The organism is Streptomyces sp. NPDC054813 (assembly GCF_053611365.1).
The window spans coordinates 347,826-361,917 of the sequence record NZ_JBSHAF010000001.1 but is presented as its reverse complement, the minus strand read 5'-3'; the positions used below and the strand labels follow the sequence as shown (position 1 = coordinate 361,917).

At 72.4% G+C, this 14,092-nt stretch carries 14 protein-coding genes, 1 tRNA gene and 2 pseudogenes; 12 read left to right on the top strand and 5 right to left on the bottom strand.

What is annotated here, in order from left to right; all coding sequences use genetic code 11:
• Nucleotides 1-124: 124 nt before the first annotated feature.
• From tdh to ACWGJB_RS01560, 8 genes are all read left to right on the top strand, one after another.
• Nucleotides 125-1,153: an L-threonine 3-dehydrogenase gene (gene tdh / locus ACWGJB_RS01595; RefSeq protein WP_453378264.1), complete on the top strand. Its 1,029-nt coding sequence runs from the start codon at nucleotides 125-127 to the stop codon at nucleotides 1,151-1,153.
• A gap of 19 nt (nucleotides 1,154-1,172) precedes the next feature.
• Nucleotides 1,173-2,366, top strand: coding sequence for a glycine C-acetyltransferase (locus ACWGJB_RS01590; RefSeq protein ID WP_453378585.1), 1,194 nt, complete (start codon nucleotides 1,173-1,175; stop codon nucleotides 2,364-2,366).
• A 31-nt stretch (nucleotides 2,367-2,397) separates the two neighbouring features.
• Nucleotides 2,398-3,300 (top strand): LysR family transcriptional regulator, encoded by a 903-nt coding sequence (locus tag ACWGJB_RS01585; protein WP_453378263.1) that lies wholly within the window; start codon nucleotides 2,398-2,400, stop codon nucleotides 3,298-3,300.
• Between the two features lie 46 nt (nucleotides 3,301-3,346).
• Complete coding sequence (locus ACWGJB_RS01580; RefSeq protein ID WP_453378262.1) at nucleotides 3,347-3,973, top strand: helix-turn-helix domain-containing protein; 627 nt, start codon at nucleotides 3,347-3,349, stop codon at nucleotides 3,971-3,973.
• Entirely contained in the window at nucleotides 3,970-4,506 is a 537-nt protein-coding gene (locus ACWGJB_RS01575) for an N-acetyltransferase family protein (RefSeq protein ID WP_453378261.1), read from the top strand. Before ACWGJB_RS01580 ends, ACWGJB_RS01575 begins: the two co-directional genes overlap by 4 nt.
• Before the next feature lie 30 nt (nucleotides 4,507-4,536).
• On the top strand, nucleotides 4,537-4,896 hold the full coding sequence (locus ACWGJB_RS01570; RefSeq protein WP_453378260.1) for an MmcQ/YjbR family DNA-binding protein: 360 nt from the start codon (nucleotides 4,537-4,539) through the stop codon (nucleotides 4,894-4,896).
• A 144-nt stretch (nucleotides 4,897-5,040) separates the two neighbouring features.
• A tRNA-Pro gene (locus ACWGJB_RS01565) sits at nucleotides 5,041-5,114 on the top strand.
• A 425-nt stretch (nucleotides 5,115-5,539) separates the two neighbouring features.
• Nucleotides 5,540-7,315 carry a tannase/feruloyl esterase family alpha/beta hydrolase gene (locus ACWGJB_RS01560; RefSeq protein ID WP_453378259.1) on the top strand — a complete coding sequence of 592 codons (1,776 nt, stop codon included), beginning with the start codon at nucleotides 5,540-5,542 and terminating at the stop codon, nucleotides 7,313-7,315.
• Between the two features lie 81 nt (nucleotides 7,316-7,396).
• On the opposite strand, the gene ACWGJB_RS01555 is transcribed toward ACWGJB_RS01560, so the two are convergent.
• Entirely contained in the window at nucleotides 7,397-7,984 is a 588-nt protein-coding gene (locus tag ACWGJB_RS01555; RefSeq protein ID WP_453378258.1) for a muconolactone Delta-isomerase family protein, read from the bottom strand.
• A gap of 131 nt (nucleotides 7,985-8,115) precedes the next feature.
• On the opposite strand from ACWGJB_RS01555, the gene ACWGJB_RS01550 reads away from it, so the two are divergent.
• From ACWGJB_RS01550 to ACWGJB_RS01540, 3 genes and pseudogenes are all read left to right on the top strand, one after another.
• Nucleotides 8,116-9,024, top strand: a complete 909-nt coding sequence (locus ACWGJB_RS01550) for a TIGR01777 family oxidoreductase (protein WP_453378257.1) — start codon at nucleotides 8,116-8,118, stop codon at nucleotides 9,022-9,024.
• Between the two features lie 176 nt (nucleotides 9,025-9,200).
• Nucleotides 9,201-9,578 (top strand): annotated as a pseudogene (locus ACWGJB_RS01545) (ATP-binding protein); the annotation flags it as partial.
• A 28-nt stretch (nucleotides 9,579-9,606) separates the two neighbouring features.
• A complete protein-coding gene (locus tag ACWGJB_RS01540; protein WP_453378256.1) occupies nucleotides 9,607-10,119 on the top strand; it encodes a PadR family transcriptional regulator in 513 nt (170 codons plus the stop codon).
• A 26-nt stretch (nucleotides 10,120-10,145) separates the two neighbouring features.
• Here the strand turns inward: ACWGJB_RS01540 and ACWGJB_RS01535 are convergent, their stop codons facing one another.
• The 4 genes and pseudogenes from ACWGJB_RS01535 to ACWGJB_RS01520 form a co-directional block, all read right to left on the bottom strand.
• Nucleotides 10,146-10,673 (bottom strand): NUDIX hydrolase family protein, encoded by a 528-nt coding sequence (locus tag ACWGJB_RS01535; RefSeq protein ID WP_351705827.1) that lies wholly within the window; start codon nucleotides 10,671-10,673, stop codon nucleotides 10,146-10,148.
• Between the two features lie 42 nt (nucleotides 10,674-10,715).
• Nucleotides 10,716-11,858: an amidohydrolase family protein gene (locus tag ACWGJB_RS01530; protein WP_453378255.1), complete on the bottom strand. Its 1,143-nt coding sequence runs from the start codon at nucleotides 11,856-11,858 to the stop codon at nucleotides 10,716-10,718.
• On the bottom strand, nucleotides 11,858-13,261 hold the full coding sequence (locus ACWGJB_RS01525; protein WP_453378254.1) for a glutamine synthetase: 1,404 nt from the start codon (nucleotides 13,259-13,261) through the stop codon (nucleotides 11,858-11,860). The genes ACWGJB_RS01530 and ACWGJB_RS01525 overlap by 1 nt, the downstream gene beginning before the upstream one ends.
• A 43-nt stretch (nucleotides 13,262-13,304) precedes the next feature.
• Nucleotides 13,305-13,412, bottom strand: a pseudogene (locus tag ACWGJB_RS01520) (SAM-dependent methyltransferase); the annotation flags it as partial.
• Nucleotides 13,413-13,531: 119 nt separating this feature from the next.
• Here ACWGJB_RS01520 and ACWGJB_RS01515 point away from each other — a divergent pair.
• A complete protein-coding gene (locus tag ACWGJB_RS01515) occupies nucleotides 13,532-14,041 on the top strand; it encodes an HAD hydrolase family protein (RefSeq protein WP_453378253.1) in 510 nt (169 codons plus the stop codon).
• The last annotated feature ends 51 nt before the right edge of the window (nucleotides 14,042-14,092 follow it).

The following is a 14,092-nucleotide window of genomic DNA, read 5'->3' as shown; positions in this document are numbered from 1 at the left end:
AACCCCGTCGCGCCCCCGGGCGCCCCGTCACCGGTGTTGTGGGGGCGCCACCCCCCCCCCCCCCCGGGCGGGGGCCGGGGGGGGGGGCCCCGCGCCCGGGACCTCACGCACAGGAGCCGTAGCGTTGAAGGCACTGGTCAAGCAGAAGGCGGAGCCCGGCCTGTGGCTCGCGGACGTGCCGGAGCCCACGGTCGGGCCGGGTGACGTACTGATCAAGGTGCTGCGGACCGGTATCTGCGGAACCGACCTGCACATCCGGGCCTGGGACGGCTGGGCCCAGCAGGCGATCACCACACCGCTGGTCGTCGGGCACGAGTTCGTCGGCGAGGTCGTCGGGACCGGCCGTGACGTCGTGGACATCAAGGCCGGTGACCGGGTCAGCGGCGAGGGCCATCTCGTCTGCGGCAAGTGCCGAAACTGTCTGGCCGGGCGGCGCCATCTGTGCCGGGCCACGGTCGGTCTCGGCGTCGGACGTGACGGCGCGTTCGCCGAGTACGTCGCGCTGCCCGCCGGTAACGTCTGGGTGCACCGCGTCCCCGTCGACCTCGACGTGGCCGCGATCTTCGACCCGTTCGGCAACGCCGTGCACACCGCGCTCTCCTTCCCGCTCGTCGGTGAGGACGTCCTGATCACCGGGGCAGGGCCGATCGGTCTCATGGCCGCTGCCGTGGCCCGGCACGCGGGCGCCCGCAACGTCGTGATCACCGACGTCAGCGAGGAGCGCCTCGACCTCGCCCGCAAGATCGGCGTGAGTCTCGCCCTGAACGTGTCGCAGGCCCGGATCGCCGACGGACAGCGGGAGCTGGGGCTGCGCGAGGGCTTCGACATCGGCCTGGAGATGTCCGGCCGCGCCGAGGCGCTCCAGGACATGATCGCCAACATGACGCACGGCGGCCGTATCGCCATGCTCGGCCTGCCCGCCCAGGACTTCCCCGTCGACTGGGGCCGGATCGTCACCTCGATGATCACCATCAAGGGCATCTACGGCCGCGAGATGTTCGAGACCTGGTACGCGATGTCCGTCCTCCTGGAGGGCGGACTCGACCTCGCTCCCGTGATCACCGGCCGCTACGGGTACCGCGACTTCGAGGCGGCCTTCGCCGACGCCGCCAGCGGGCGTGGCGGCAAGGTCATCCTCGACTGGACCCTCTGACGACAACCAAGGACTGATGATGTTCGACTCCGTGCGCGACGACCTGCGCGCCACCCTCGACGAGATCCGCGCCGCCGGCCTGCACAAGCCCGAGCGGGTCATCGGCAGCCCGCAGTCCGCGACCGTCAACGTGACCGCGGGCGGCCGCCCCGGCGAGGTCCTCAACTTCTGCGCCAACAACTACCTCGGCCTCGCCGACCACCCCGAGGTGATCGCCGCCGCCCACGAGGCCCTGGACCGCTGGGGCTACGGCATGGCCTCCGTCCGCTTCATCTGTGGCACCCAGGAGGTCCACAAGGAGCTGGAGGCACGCCTCGCCGGCTTCCTCGGCCAGGAGGACACGATCCTCTACTCCTCCTGCTTCGACGCCAACGGCGGTGTCTTCGAGACCCTCCTCGGCGAGGAGGACGCGGTGATCTCCGACGCCCTCAACCACGCCTCGATCATCGACGGCATCCGTCTCTCCAAGGCCCAACGCCTCCGCTACGCCAACCGTGATCTGGCCGACCTGGAACGCCAGTTGAAGGAGGCGCAGGGTGCCCGGCGCCGGCTGGTCGTCACCGACGGCGTCTTCTCCATGGACGGCTATGTGGCGCCGCTGCGCGAGATCTGCGACCTCGCCGACCGCTACGACGCGATGGTCATGGTCGACGACTCGCACGCCGTCGGCTTCGTCGGCCCGTCCGGCCGCGGCACCCCCGAACTGCACGGTGTGATGGACCGCGTCGACATCATCACCGGCACCCTCGGCAAGGCCCTCGGCGGCGCCTCCGGCGGCTACGTCGCGGCCCGCGCCGAGATCGTCGCCCTGCTCCGCCAGCGCTCCCGCCCCTACCTGTTCTCCAACACCCTCGCCCCGGTGATCGCGGCGGCCTCGCTGAAGGTCCTCGACCTGCTGGAGTCCGCGGACGACCTGCGGGTCCGGCTCGCCGAGAACACGGCGCTGTTCCGCCGCCGGATGACCGAGGAGGGCTTCGACATCCTCCCCGGCGACCACGCCATCGCTCCGGTGATGATCGGTGACGCGGCGCGCGCCGCCCGGATGGCCGAGCTGCTTCTGGAGCGGGGCGTGTACGTGATCGGCTTCTCGTATCCGGTGGTGCCACAGGGCCAGGCCCGGATCCGGGTGCAGCTGTCCGCGGCCCACTCGACGGACGACGTCAACCGCGCGGTGGACGCCTTCGTCGCGGCGCGGGCGGAACTGGCGGACTGAGCACCCGGGACATATTGCAATAATCAACCTCATGATCGAGGCGCGGCGGCTCCATATCCTCCGTGCGGTGGCCGACCACCGCACCGTGACGGCGGCTGCCGCCGCGCTGTATCTGACCCCGTCGGCCGTCTCGCAGCAGCTGGCGGCGCTGGAGCAGGAGACCGGTCACCGCCTGGTCGAGCGCAGCGCCAAGGGCGTACGGCTCACCCCGGCCGGCGAGATCCTGCTCGGCCACACCAACGCGGTCCTCGCCCAGCTGGAGCGGGCCGAGGCCGAACTGGCCGCCTACGGCTCGGGCGAGGCAGGCACGGTCACCGTCGCCGCTTTCGCCACCGGCATCGCCCAGGTGGTCGCCCCGGCCGTGGCCCGCCTCGCCCGCACCGCCCCCGGCATACGTATCCGCGTCCAGGACGCCGAGGGCGACGCCAGCCTGCCGATGGTCCTGGACCGGCAGGTCGATGTCGCGGTCGCCGTCGAGTACCGAGGGGCGCCGTCCGCCGACGACCCCCGGCTCACCCATGTCTCCCTGTACGCCGAGCCCTTCGACGCGGTCGTCCCGCTCCACCACCGCCTGGCCGGGGCCGGCGAGGTCCCCCTCGCAGAGCTGGCCAAGGACGCCTGGATCGGCCCGTACCCCGGCAACCCCTGCCATGACGTGGTCGTCCTGGCCTGTGAGAGCGCCGGCTTCCAGCCCCGTCTCGAACACTCCTCCGACGACTTCCGGGCCGTGGTGGCCCTGGCCTCGGCCGACGCGGGGGTGGCCCTCGTGCCCCGCTCGGCGCTGCGCGGCATGGATCTGACCGGCGTCGTCGTACGTCCCGTCGACGGCATCGCCCCGACCCGCCGCGTCTTCGCCGCCGTGCGACGCGGAGCGGAGGGCCATCCGCTGATCCGTCCGGTGCTGGAGGCGCTGGGCGAGGCGGCCCGGCCGTGAGCCTTCCTTAACATCGGCGTTTCATATCAGGGATACCGTCCCGGATATGAAACGCGACGAACCGGAAACGGAACGAGACGAGACGGTCACCCCCGCTCCCGCCCCCGGCCCTGCCCCCGACCCCGTCGACGCCCGCCTCGGCAGCCGCCTCGCCGAACTGCGGGCCGAACACGGCTGGTCTCTGGGCGAGTTGGCGGAGCGCAGCGGAGTGAGCAAGTCCACCCTGTCCCGGGCTGAACGCGCCGAGACCAGCCCCACCGCAGCCCTCCTCAACCGGCTCTGCAACGTCTACGGGCGGACCATGTCCCAGTTGCTCAGCGAGGTCGAGGCGGCACCCGCGCCGGTGCTGCGCGCCGCCGAACAGCAGGTCTGGGAGGACCGTGCCGCCGGTTTCGTCCGGCGGTCCGTGTCGCCGCCGCACGGCGGTCTGCGCGGTGAACTCGTGGAGGGCCGGCTCGCGGTGGGCGCGGACATCGCCTACGACCGCCCGCCGGTGCCGGGCCTGGAGCAGCACCTCTGGGTGCTCGACGGGAGCCTCGCGGTCACCGCGCAGGAGATCGAGCACCTCCTGGACACCGGCGACTGTCTGCGGCTGCGGGTGTGGGGGCCGACGCGGTTCCGGTGCGCCGGGCCGGGGGAGACGCGGTACGTCCTGGCGGTGGTGCGGCCATGACGACGCTGCGCCTCGGAGTGGACCAACTGGCAGAGCGGGTGGGGGAGTTGGCCGAGCTGCTGGCCGACACCGTGAACGGCGGGGCGTCCATCGGCTTCCTCGCGCCCTTCGAGCCGGAGCGGGCCGCCGCCTGGTGGCAGGGGCGGTTGGACGCCGTGGCCGCCGGCGGCCTCGCCGTCTGGGCGGCGCTGGACGACGGCGACCGCGTCGTCGGCACGGTCGGCCTGGCCTTTCCCTTCCCGGACAAGCCGAACAGCCGGCACCGGGCCGAGCTGGTGAAGCTGATGGTCCACCGCGAGGCCCGTGGCCAGGGCATCGGGAGGCGGCTGCTGACCGCCGCCGAAGAGGCGGCGACCGCCGCCGGCATCACCCTGCTCCACCTCGACACCGAGACGGACAGCCCCGCCGAGCACCTCTACCGCTCGGCCGGCTGGACCCGCGCCGGAGTCATCCCGGACTACGCGGCCGACCCCGGCGGGGTGCTGCGGCCCACGACCCTCTACTACAAGCACGTCGGAGCTGTGACCAGCTGACTGTCAGTGCCAGGGACTACGGTTCCGGGCATGCCGGAAGCCGAAGATGTACGCCGTGTCGCGCTGTCCCTGCCGGACGCCAGCGAGAAGATCGCCTGGAACATGCCCACGTTCCGGGTCGCCGGGAAGATGTTCGCCACGCTGCCCGAGGACGAGACCTCCATCGCCGTGCGCTGCCCCAAGGAGGAGCGCGACGAACTGGTGCTCGCCGAGCCGGACAAGTTCTGGATCGCCGATCACGAGGCCCAGTTCGCGTGGGTCCGGGTGCGGCTCGCCGCCCTGGAGGGCGAGGCCGAACTGCGCGACATCCTCGCCGACTCCTGGAGACAGGCGGCCCCGCCCCGACTCCTGGACGCCTACCCGGAGGTGGGGCTGCCGGACCCGGACTGAGACCCACCGCCCCGGCCCGTCCGGCTGTGGTCTCCAGGTCGGGCCGTCACCCCGACCGGACAAAAGCCGTGCGCGACCACCTGCCCGAGTGCGGTATTGTTTCCTTGCGCGTTTCGACCGGGGAAATCCCAGGTCAGACGGCACCGGGACGTGGCGCAGCTTGGTAGCGCACTTGACTGGGGGTCAAGGGGTCGCAGGTTCAAATCCTGTCGTCCCGACGGTGCGAAGGGTCGTCGCAGGCGGAAGCCTGTGAGGGCCCTTTTTCGCGTGGACCGCTCCCGGCCTCCGGCCGTCGGCGTGACCGGCTCTTGTCCGCCGCTCCGCGCTCCCCTTCTTCGGCGCCACGAAATTGACCGGGTCATCTCGGCGTCGCCCTCCCACGCCCCGGCCCGGATCTTCTGCCCGGCCGGCGACTCGACCACCCCCTGGACGGCCTTCAGGGCTGTGGGGTGCCGTAGTCACGCCTCCCAAAAGCCTGAACGAAATCGTCAACAATCTGGTCGACAGCTATTGCGCCGAGTATGCCGGAAGGCTACGTTCCTGCGCCGTACGGCCATTGCCGAGGTGGGGCGGGGTCACCGCCTCACCGGTGTCGTGGCGCCCCGCACGCTTCCCGATCCGGCGATCGAACGGAGATTCGCGCATGCCCCAGCTGTTGAGATGGTGCAGGGGGAAGTCAGCGGCCTTCCTGGCCACCCTCGCCGCCACCGTGGCGCTCGTGACCGGTGCGAGCCTCGCGCTCGCCTACGGCGCGACCGGCAACGCGCAGGCCGCCGACTCGACTGCGGCGAACGTCACGACGACCGGCAGCACCTCCTCCGGTATCGCGCCGGCCATGTCCTGCTCCGGGACAGCCCAGCTGGACCTGGCGAGCGCTGTCCCCGGCGTCCCCTTCGAGATCACCTCGGCCACCGAACTGGCCGCGAGCGGCAACACGCTCGGCAACTGGGCCGCCTGTGACGTGAAGGGCGTGATCGCCCCGCAGATCCACTTCGAGATCAAGCTGCCCGAGACCGGCTGGCAGGCCAACTACCTCCAGGTCGGCTGCGGCGGCCTCTGCGGCAGCACCAACGTGACCAACGCGCCCGCCTCGACCGGCTGCGTCCCGCTGACCACCGGCGCCTTCGCCGTCGCCTCCAGCGACGAGGGCCACTACCAGGGCGGCGGGCTCTTCTCCAGCGACCCGACGCTGCGCGCCGACTTCGGCTACAAGTCCGACCACGAGCTGGTCCAGGCGTCCAAGGCCATCATCGAGAAGTACTACGGGCAGGCGGCCACCCACTCCTACTTCGACGGCTGCTCCCAGGGCGGCCACCAGGCCCTCACCGAGGCCCAGCGCTACCCGGCCGACTTCGACGGCATCATCGCCGGCGCCCCGGCCAACAACTTCACCGCGCTGAACACCTTCTCGCACGCCTGGACCGCCCAGTCCGTCTACCTCGGCGGCGGCCCGGCGACCATCACCAACGCCGACCTCGCGGACCTGCACAAGGCCGTGCTCAAGGGCTGCGGCGCCCCCGCCGACGGGATCATTGCGGACCCGCTGAGCTGCACCTGGGACCCGGGCACCATCCAGTGCGAGACCGGCCGGACCTCGACGTCCGACGCCTACTGCCTGACCGCCGACCAGGTCACCACCCTGCGCCGGATCTACGCAGGTCCCACCGACGAGCACGGCAAGCTCCTCTACCCCGGCTACCAACTGCGCGGCTCCGAGCTGAACTGGGCCGGGGTCATCACCCCGGCCACCGCCACCGGCGCCTCCGGTGACATCGGCTTCGTCCGCGAGACCCTGCGCTACCAGGTCTTCGACAGCCCGCAGCCGGCCCTGACGTACAAGGACATCAAGTTCACGGCCGCCTACTACAGGAAGGTCATGCAGCCCAACGAGGGCATGTACGACGCCACCGACCCCGACCTCAGGGCGTTCAAGAAGGCCGGCGGCAAGCTGATCCTCTGGCACGGACTGGGCGACCAGCACATCCCCTCGGTCGGAACCATGGCCTACTACCAGGCGGTCGAGAAGGTCATGGGCGGCGAGGCGGCCACCAGGAGCTTCGCGCGGCTGTTCCTGCTCCCCGGTGTCGCGCACTGCGGCGGCGGCCAGGGCCCGGACACCTTCGACGCGCTGACCGCGATCACCGACTGGGTCACCAAGGGCGTCGCCCCGGACCGCCTGACGACCAGGTCGGTCGACAGCGGCGGCAACACCACCGCGTCCCGTCCGGTCTACCCCTTCCCGTACTACGCCAAGAACACCACGGGCGGCTCGGCCGCCGACGCGGGCAGCTACACCCCCGTCAAGTCCACCGCCGAGGCCGGCCTCAAGCTCGACTGGCTCGGTTCCTTCCGCTCCGGCTACGAGACGGTCGGCAACTGGGTCGGCGGCAAGTGGCTCGTCACCAAGGGCAAGTCCTGACACCGGTCGACCCCGAGCGCTGAGACCGTCGCGGCCCCCGTTTCGGACGGGGGCCGCGACGGCGCCCGAGGCGGGAGCCGCTCACGTCACCTGCGCCGGGTCGCTGGGGTGGCGGGTCAGCGGCACCGTGTCGACGGTGCGCCAGCCGGCCACCGGGAGGGAGCGCAGGATCTCCCGCAGCCGGTCGGCCCCGGGCGCCTGCCACAGGCCGATGGCGCGGCCCCGGCCCGGCAGCGTCCACAGGCGGATCAGATGGCCCTCGGCGGCCACTTCACCTGCCTGCTTCGACCCCGCCCGGCTGTCGGGGCCCGTTCCGGCCGGTCCCTCCACGGCGAACGTGACCAGGTACTCCTCGCTGTCCGCGGCGACCGGGACCTCGCCCCGGCCCGGATCGGCGGGGTGCGGGCCGAGCTCGGTGGGCTCGTCCGTCCGCCAGACGCGCAACGGCATCGCGGCGAGCGTGCGCTCCAGCGCGTCCGGGTCCTCGTCGTCGAACAGGCCGATCGAGCGCCATTCACCCGGTCCGAGCGGCGGCCGCCACAGCCGCAGCAGCCGCCCCTGCGCGGCGAGTTCGCGGCTGTGCGCGGCCTCCCGCGTCCGGACCTCGGTCACCTCCCGCTCCGTCGTACCGTCCGGCACCCGGGTGGTCATCGTGACCAGGTACTCCATCTGGGCCCTCCTCGGTGGTCAGCCCTTCCAGGATCGGCCCGGCCGGTTCCCCGCGCTCTTCCGGCGTGCGGCCGGAGTATTCTGGCGAGCGAGAGTTTGAAGTCTCAAACATTCGCTCATCGGAGAACGTCATGCGCGTCGCGATCACCGGGTCCACCGGACTCATCGGTTCCGCCCTCACCCGCTCCCTCCTCGCCGACGGCCACCGCGTGCTGCGTCTGACCCGCGGCCGGACCGCGCCACGACCCGCCGACGGCAGCGAATCCGCGTCCTGGGAGCCCGGCACCCGGCTGGACCCGGCCGTGCTGGACGGCGTCGACGCCGTGGTGCACCTGGCCGGAGCCGGGATCGGCGACCGGCGCTGGACCGAGACGTACAAGCAGCAGATCCGGCTCAGCCGTCTCCAGGGGACGCGCACCGTCGCCGAGGCCTGCGCCGAGGCCGCCGAGCCGCCCCGGGTCCTGGTGTCGGCCTCGGCCACCGGCTACTACGGCGACACCGGCGACCGCGTCGTCACGGAGGCCGACCCGGCCGGGAGCGACTTCCTGGCCTCCGTCTGCGTGGGCTGGGAGGCCGCCGCCGCGCCGGCCGGGCGGGCCGGCGTCCGGGTCGTCCACCCGCGTACCGGTCTCGTGGTCTCCGCCGACGGCGGCGCCTGGGGCAAGCTGTTCCCGCTCTTCCGGTTCGGCCTCGGCGGCCGGCTCGGCTCCGGCGACCAGTTCTGGCCCTTCATCTCCCTGCCCGACCACATCGCCGCGCTCCGCCATGTGATCGACCACGAGGACATCGCCGGACCGCTCAACTTCACGGCCCCCGAACCGCTGACGAACCGTGAGATCACCCGTGCGACGGGCCGGATCCTGCACCGTCCCACCTTCGCCGCCGTTCCCTCCTTCGCGCTGAAGGCCGTCCTCGGCGAGTTCTCCGTGGGAGTCACCGGCAGCTGCCGCGCCGTGCCCGCGGGCCTGCTGAAGGCAGGCTTCACCTTCCGGCAGCCCGGCATCGACGACGCCCTTCGCGCGGCCCTGCGGAAGAGCTAGGCGACCGGCCCGGCTCCCCGGTGGTCGCCGCAACCTCCCGGGTTAACCTGTCGTTACGTGCCCGAACCGTCCGGAGGGGGCCGCATCCGAGTCGTCCCCCGCTGTGGAAGCGCGGGCGAGGACGCTGGCGCCGGCTCTTGGGCAGGCGGTGGCGAGTGTCAGGCTGACCCTGCAGGCAGCTCACCCACTGGGGCCTGGACGAGTTGACGACGACCACCGAACTCCTGGTGAGCGAGCTGGTCGGCAACGTCGTCCGGCACGCCAAGGGCCCCCTGCGGCTCCGGCTGCTGCGCAGCCGCATCCTGACCTGCGAGGTCTACGACGGCAGCCTCGGCACCCCGCGGATCCGGCACGCCACCTACACCGACGAGGGCGGCCGTGGCCTCCGGCTGGTCGCCGCCCTGTCCCGGCGCTGGGGCGCCCGCTACCTCAGTGACTCCAAGTGCATCTGGGCCGAGCAGGACATCCCGAACGGAACCGGCCGGGCCGGCGCTGCTGTCCGACTCTGCGGATATTCCAATACTGACCTGTTGGTGGTGAGAGGTATTAGTTGACCTGTCAATGTGGAGCTACCGTGAAGACATGAGCCTCCGGCACGCACTCCTCGGTCTCCTGGCCGACCGGCCCGCCGGCGGCTACGACCTGCTGAAGCTCTTCGACACCTCGCTGGCCCATGTCTGGCCGGCCACCCAGAGCCAGCTCTACGCAGAGCTGAACCGACTGGCGGCGGCCGGGCTGGTCGGCGTCTCGGCTCAGGGGCCGCGGCGGCGCAAGGAGTACACGGTCACCGAGCGGGGGCTTCAGGAACTGCGCGACTGGCTGGTCACACCGGCACGACGGCAGCCGCGCCGCAGCGAAGCGCTGCTCAAGGTGTTCTTCCTGGACCTGGCCACGGACGAGCAGACCCGCGCGGTCCTCGCCGAGCGGGCGGAGCGGGCCACGGCCGGCCACCGGCGGCTCACGGAGCTGGGCTCCGGGCCGCCGGACGGGTACGGCCCGCCGACCGGCAACGGCCGGATCGCCCTCGAATACGCCCTGCGCCGGGCCGAGATGGAGCGCGAGTGGGCCCGCTGGGCCGCCGAACAGCTCGGCTGAGCGGAGTCGGCGGCACCCCGGCAGACTCAGCCCACGCACCCCACGTGCGCCAGGGCCTGCTTCAGCAGCACGCCGTGACCGCCGGGCATCTCGCTCTGCACGGCCTCGGAGACCGCCTCCCGCGGGCTGAACCACACCAGGTCCAGGGCGTCCTGACGGGGCCGGCAGTCCCCGGTCACCGGCACGATGTAGGCCAGCGACACCGCGTGCTGACGCGGGTCGTGGTACGGCGTGACGCCCAGCGTCGGGAAGTACTCGGCCACCGTGAACGGCTGCAGGGAGGCCGGCACCCGGGGCAGCGCGACCGGGCCGAGATCCTTCTCCAGGTGGCGCAACAGGGCGTCGCGGACCCGCTCGTGGTGCAGGACACGGCCGGAGACGAGGGTCCGGCTGACCGTTCCGTCCGGGCCGATGCGGAGCAGCAGCCCGATGCTGGTGACTTCGCCGCTGTCGTCCACACGTACGGGCACGGCCTCCACGTACAGGATCGGCATACGGGCGCGAGCCATCTCCAGCTCGTCGGAGGACAGCCAACCTGGCGTGGTTTCGGTCATGTCAGACATTGCTTGATCATACTTTCCGGGTGGGGCACGCGCTCAGTCGCGGCCGGGGTCCGATACGGGAAGTCCGTAGAGGCGACGGGCGTTGTCGCGTCCTGTCCAGGCGGCGATCCTCACTGCGTCGGCGGTGCTCAGTTCGTCGGCGTCCACCCGCTCCTGGAGCACTCCGGCCAGTCCCTGCCGGAAGGACAGCGCACCGAGATGGTGGAACTCCGCCACACCATAAGCGTCCGAGCTGTACAGCAGTTTGCGGAACGGGGTGATCTCCATCGCCTCCGCCAGCACCGCGCCCGCCCGGGCCGGGCCCACATAGTGCAGGGCGAGCCCGACGTCGAGGTGCACATGCTCGAACACCGTGGCCAGATAGGCGGCTTGGCGCTGGTACGGCCAGCAGTGCAGCAGCAGCACCGGGACGGTACCGACGGTCAGCCGCAGCCAGTCGGTGAGCAGGGCCGGGTCCGCCAGGTGCAGCCGCAGGTCCGAGTCCCCGAAACCGGCGTGGAGTTGGAGCGGCAGCCCGAGGGCGACGGCGGTCCACAGCAGATGGCGCATCAGGACCGGGTCGGTGAGCTCGCCGCCCCGCGCGAACCACAGCGCGGCCGCCCGGGTCACCTCCGAGTACGTCGGCCGCGCCGGATCCAGATCGAAGCCGGTGCGGTAGGCGGCGACCGACTTGACCGCGACCACCCCCGGCCGCCGTACCGCCTCCTCGGCGGCCGCCCGGAACGCGGCCGCGTAATCGCCGGCGTCGATGCCCCGCCCGGCCACCGCCTCGGCGATGCTCTCCAGCCGGACCACCTCGTAGGCGGCGGCGCCGGACGCGTCCGCGAGGTCGGCCGGCGAGGTGACCGGGTGCGGGGCGTAGCCGGTGTCCACGCAGAACGTCTCCGCGTGCGCGGCCCTGAGGAACCGGCGGTTGACCTCCCGCCAGCCCAGTTCCGCCCGGCGGGCCAGGTAGTCGGCGGCGGGCGCGTGCCGCTCCAGGCCGAGCAGGGGCGCGCAGTGCCGTCGCACGGCCACCCCGACCGGACTGTCGAACGGTGACACGCCCGGCCAGGCCGCGCCCTCGGTGAGCAGCGACTCGAACTCCGCCGGGCCGAGGTCGGCGGTGACCGCGCCGTGGCAGTGGTGGTCGACGAGGGGGAGCGCGTCGAGAGCCTCCCGGACCGGTCCCGCCATCAGTACTTCCAGCGGTAGGCCGCCGCCACCCCGGCGTCGTCGAGCCCGGCTACGGCCGCCGTCTCGCCTTCGCGTACGGCGACCACCGCGTCCGCGAGGACCGGGCCGAGGGCCGTGCGCACCACCTTGTCCTCGCGGAACGCGTCCACGGCCTGCGCCAGCGAGGCCGGCAGCCGTCGCACGCCCCGGGCCACCGCCTCGTCCGGGATCAGCCGGGCCGGGTCGTCGACGACCTCCTCGGGGAGAGCCGCGCCCGAGACGAACCCGTCGAGTCCCGCGGCGATGACGCAGCCGAGGGCGAGATACGGGTTGGCGGCCAGGTCGGCCGGCTTGACCTCCAGATTGGCGTCCTGGCTCTGGTGGCCGGTCGTGCCGGTGATGACCCGGACGCCGGTCTCCCGGGTCTCCCGGCCCCAGGCCGTGAACGCCCCGGCCCACTGGGAGGGTTTGAGCCGCAGATAGCTGGCCGGGCTCGGCGCGATCACCGCCGTCAGCGCGGGCAGATGGGTCAGCAGCCCGGCCACGAAGGACTCGGCCTCGCCCGTCATGCCGTAGCGGCCGTCGCCCCCGGCGTGCAGATTGACCCCGTGACGCCAGACGGAGAGGTGGAGGTGGCCGCCGTTGCCGACGCCGCGCTCGGTGACGGCCGGGGAGAAGGAGGCCCGCAGGCCGTGCCGCTGCGAGACCGCGCGGATGGTCTGCCGTACCAGCACGCTCTGATCGGCCGCGGCCACCGGATCCAGCGCGTCGGTGGAGAGCTCGAACTGGCCGGGGGCGTACTCGGGGTGGAACTGGGCGACCGGCACCTGCTGCGCGTCCAGGGCCGCGAGCAGGTCGGACGCGTAGTCGCTCAGCTCGATCTGCCGGGCGGCGCCGTACGCCGAGCCCTGGGCCGCGGGGGCGAACTCGTCGGCCGGGGCGGCGGCCCGGCCGAGCGCCCACTCGATCTCGACGCCCGCCTTGAAGGTGAGGCCGAGCCGCTCCTCGGCGTCGGCGACGGCCCGGCGCAGGAAGGTGCGGCTGCACCCCGGGTGCCGGTGGCCCTCCTGGGTGATCCGGTCGACGGGGGCCCAGGCCCAGCCGGGCTGTGCGGCCAGCACCACCAGACGGTCCAGGTCCGGGTAGAGGCGCAGATCGCCGTCGGGCGAGCCGAGGACGTCGGTACGCACGATCGCGTCGTTCGCCAGGAAGGTGTCGAACACCGGGGACATGCCGACGCCCCACGCCACCGCCTGCTGGAGCCGCTGCCAGGGGACCGTCTTCACCCGGCAGATCCCGGCGGTGTCCACATAGGCCAGTACGATCGCCCGCACCCCCTGCGCGGACAGCTCATGGGCGAGGGCATGCGCCCGGGCGAGATCACCGGGGCGCCCGCCGGGCACGGGGTCGACAAGGGGTGGCATACGACGTCCTCCTCCTCGACGGGCTCGGATGCACACGTCCCGGTCAGGGTTTCACGGCGACCGCGCCGAACTGCGGCACCGGCGCCGGGAAGTCGGCCCCGGCGCGCCACCGCGAGCACGGCACCAGGCCCGGCGCCGGCAGATCGAGGCCGCCGGCGATGTGCCGTTCGGTGATCGCGCTGTCACAGGAATCTCCACGGCCGTTTCCGGTCCCGTCGGCAGGGTGAGGGACACTGGTGTGCGAATGCCGTCTCCCACCGGAAGCAGGACATGCCCGTCACGCCCGCGTCCCTCCTCACCACGCCCGGCCTCCCGGCCGGCCCCGCCGACATCCGCCTCGTCGTCACCGACATGGACGGCACCCTCCTCGACGACCAGAAGCGCACTCCCGAGGGACTCTGGCCGATGCTGGCCGAACTGCGCCGCCGCGGTGTGCTGTTCAGCCCGGCGAGCGGCCGCCAGTACGCCACCTTGGCCCGCCAGTTCGCCGACGTCGCCGACGGCATGGCCTTCATCGCGGAGAACGGCACCTATGTGGTGCGCGACGGCGTCGAGCTCAGCTCGGACGTCCTGGACCCGGCCGTCGCGGCCGACCTCGCCCGGACCGTACGGCGGCTGGTCGCGGACGGCGTCGACGTGGGCGCCGTGGTCTGCGGCAAGCGGTCCGCGTACGTGGAGCGCACGGACGAGGCGTTTCTCGCCGAGGTCCGCCGCTACTACGTGGAGCACCGGATCGGGGGGGGGGAGCGCGGGGTAATGGGTGGTGAGTGGTCGGGTTGAGGGCTGGGGGTTAGGGGGTGCCCCCCGACGGCGCGGGGGGGGGGGGTAGTG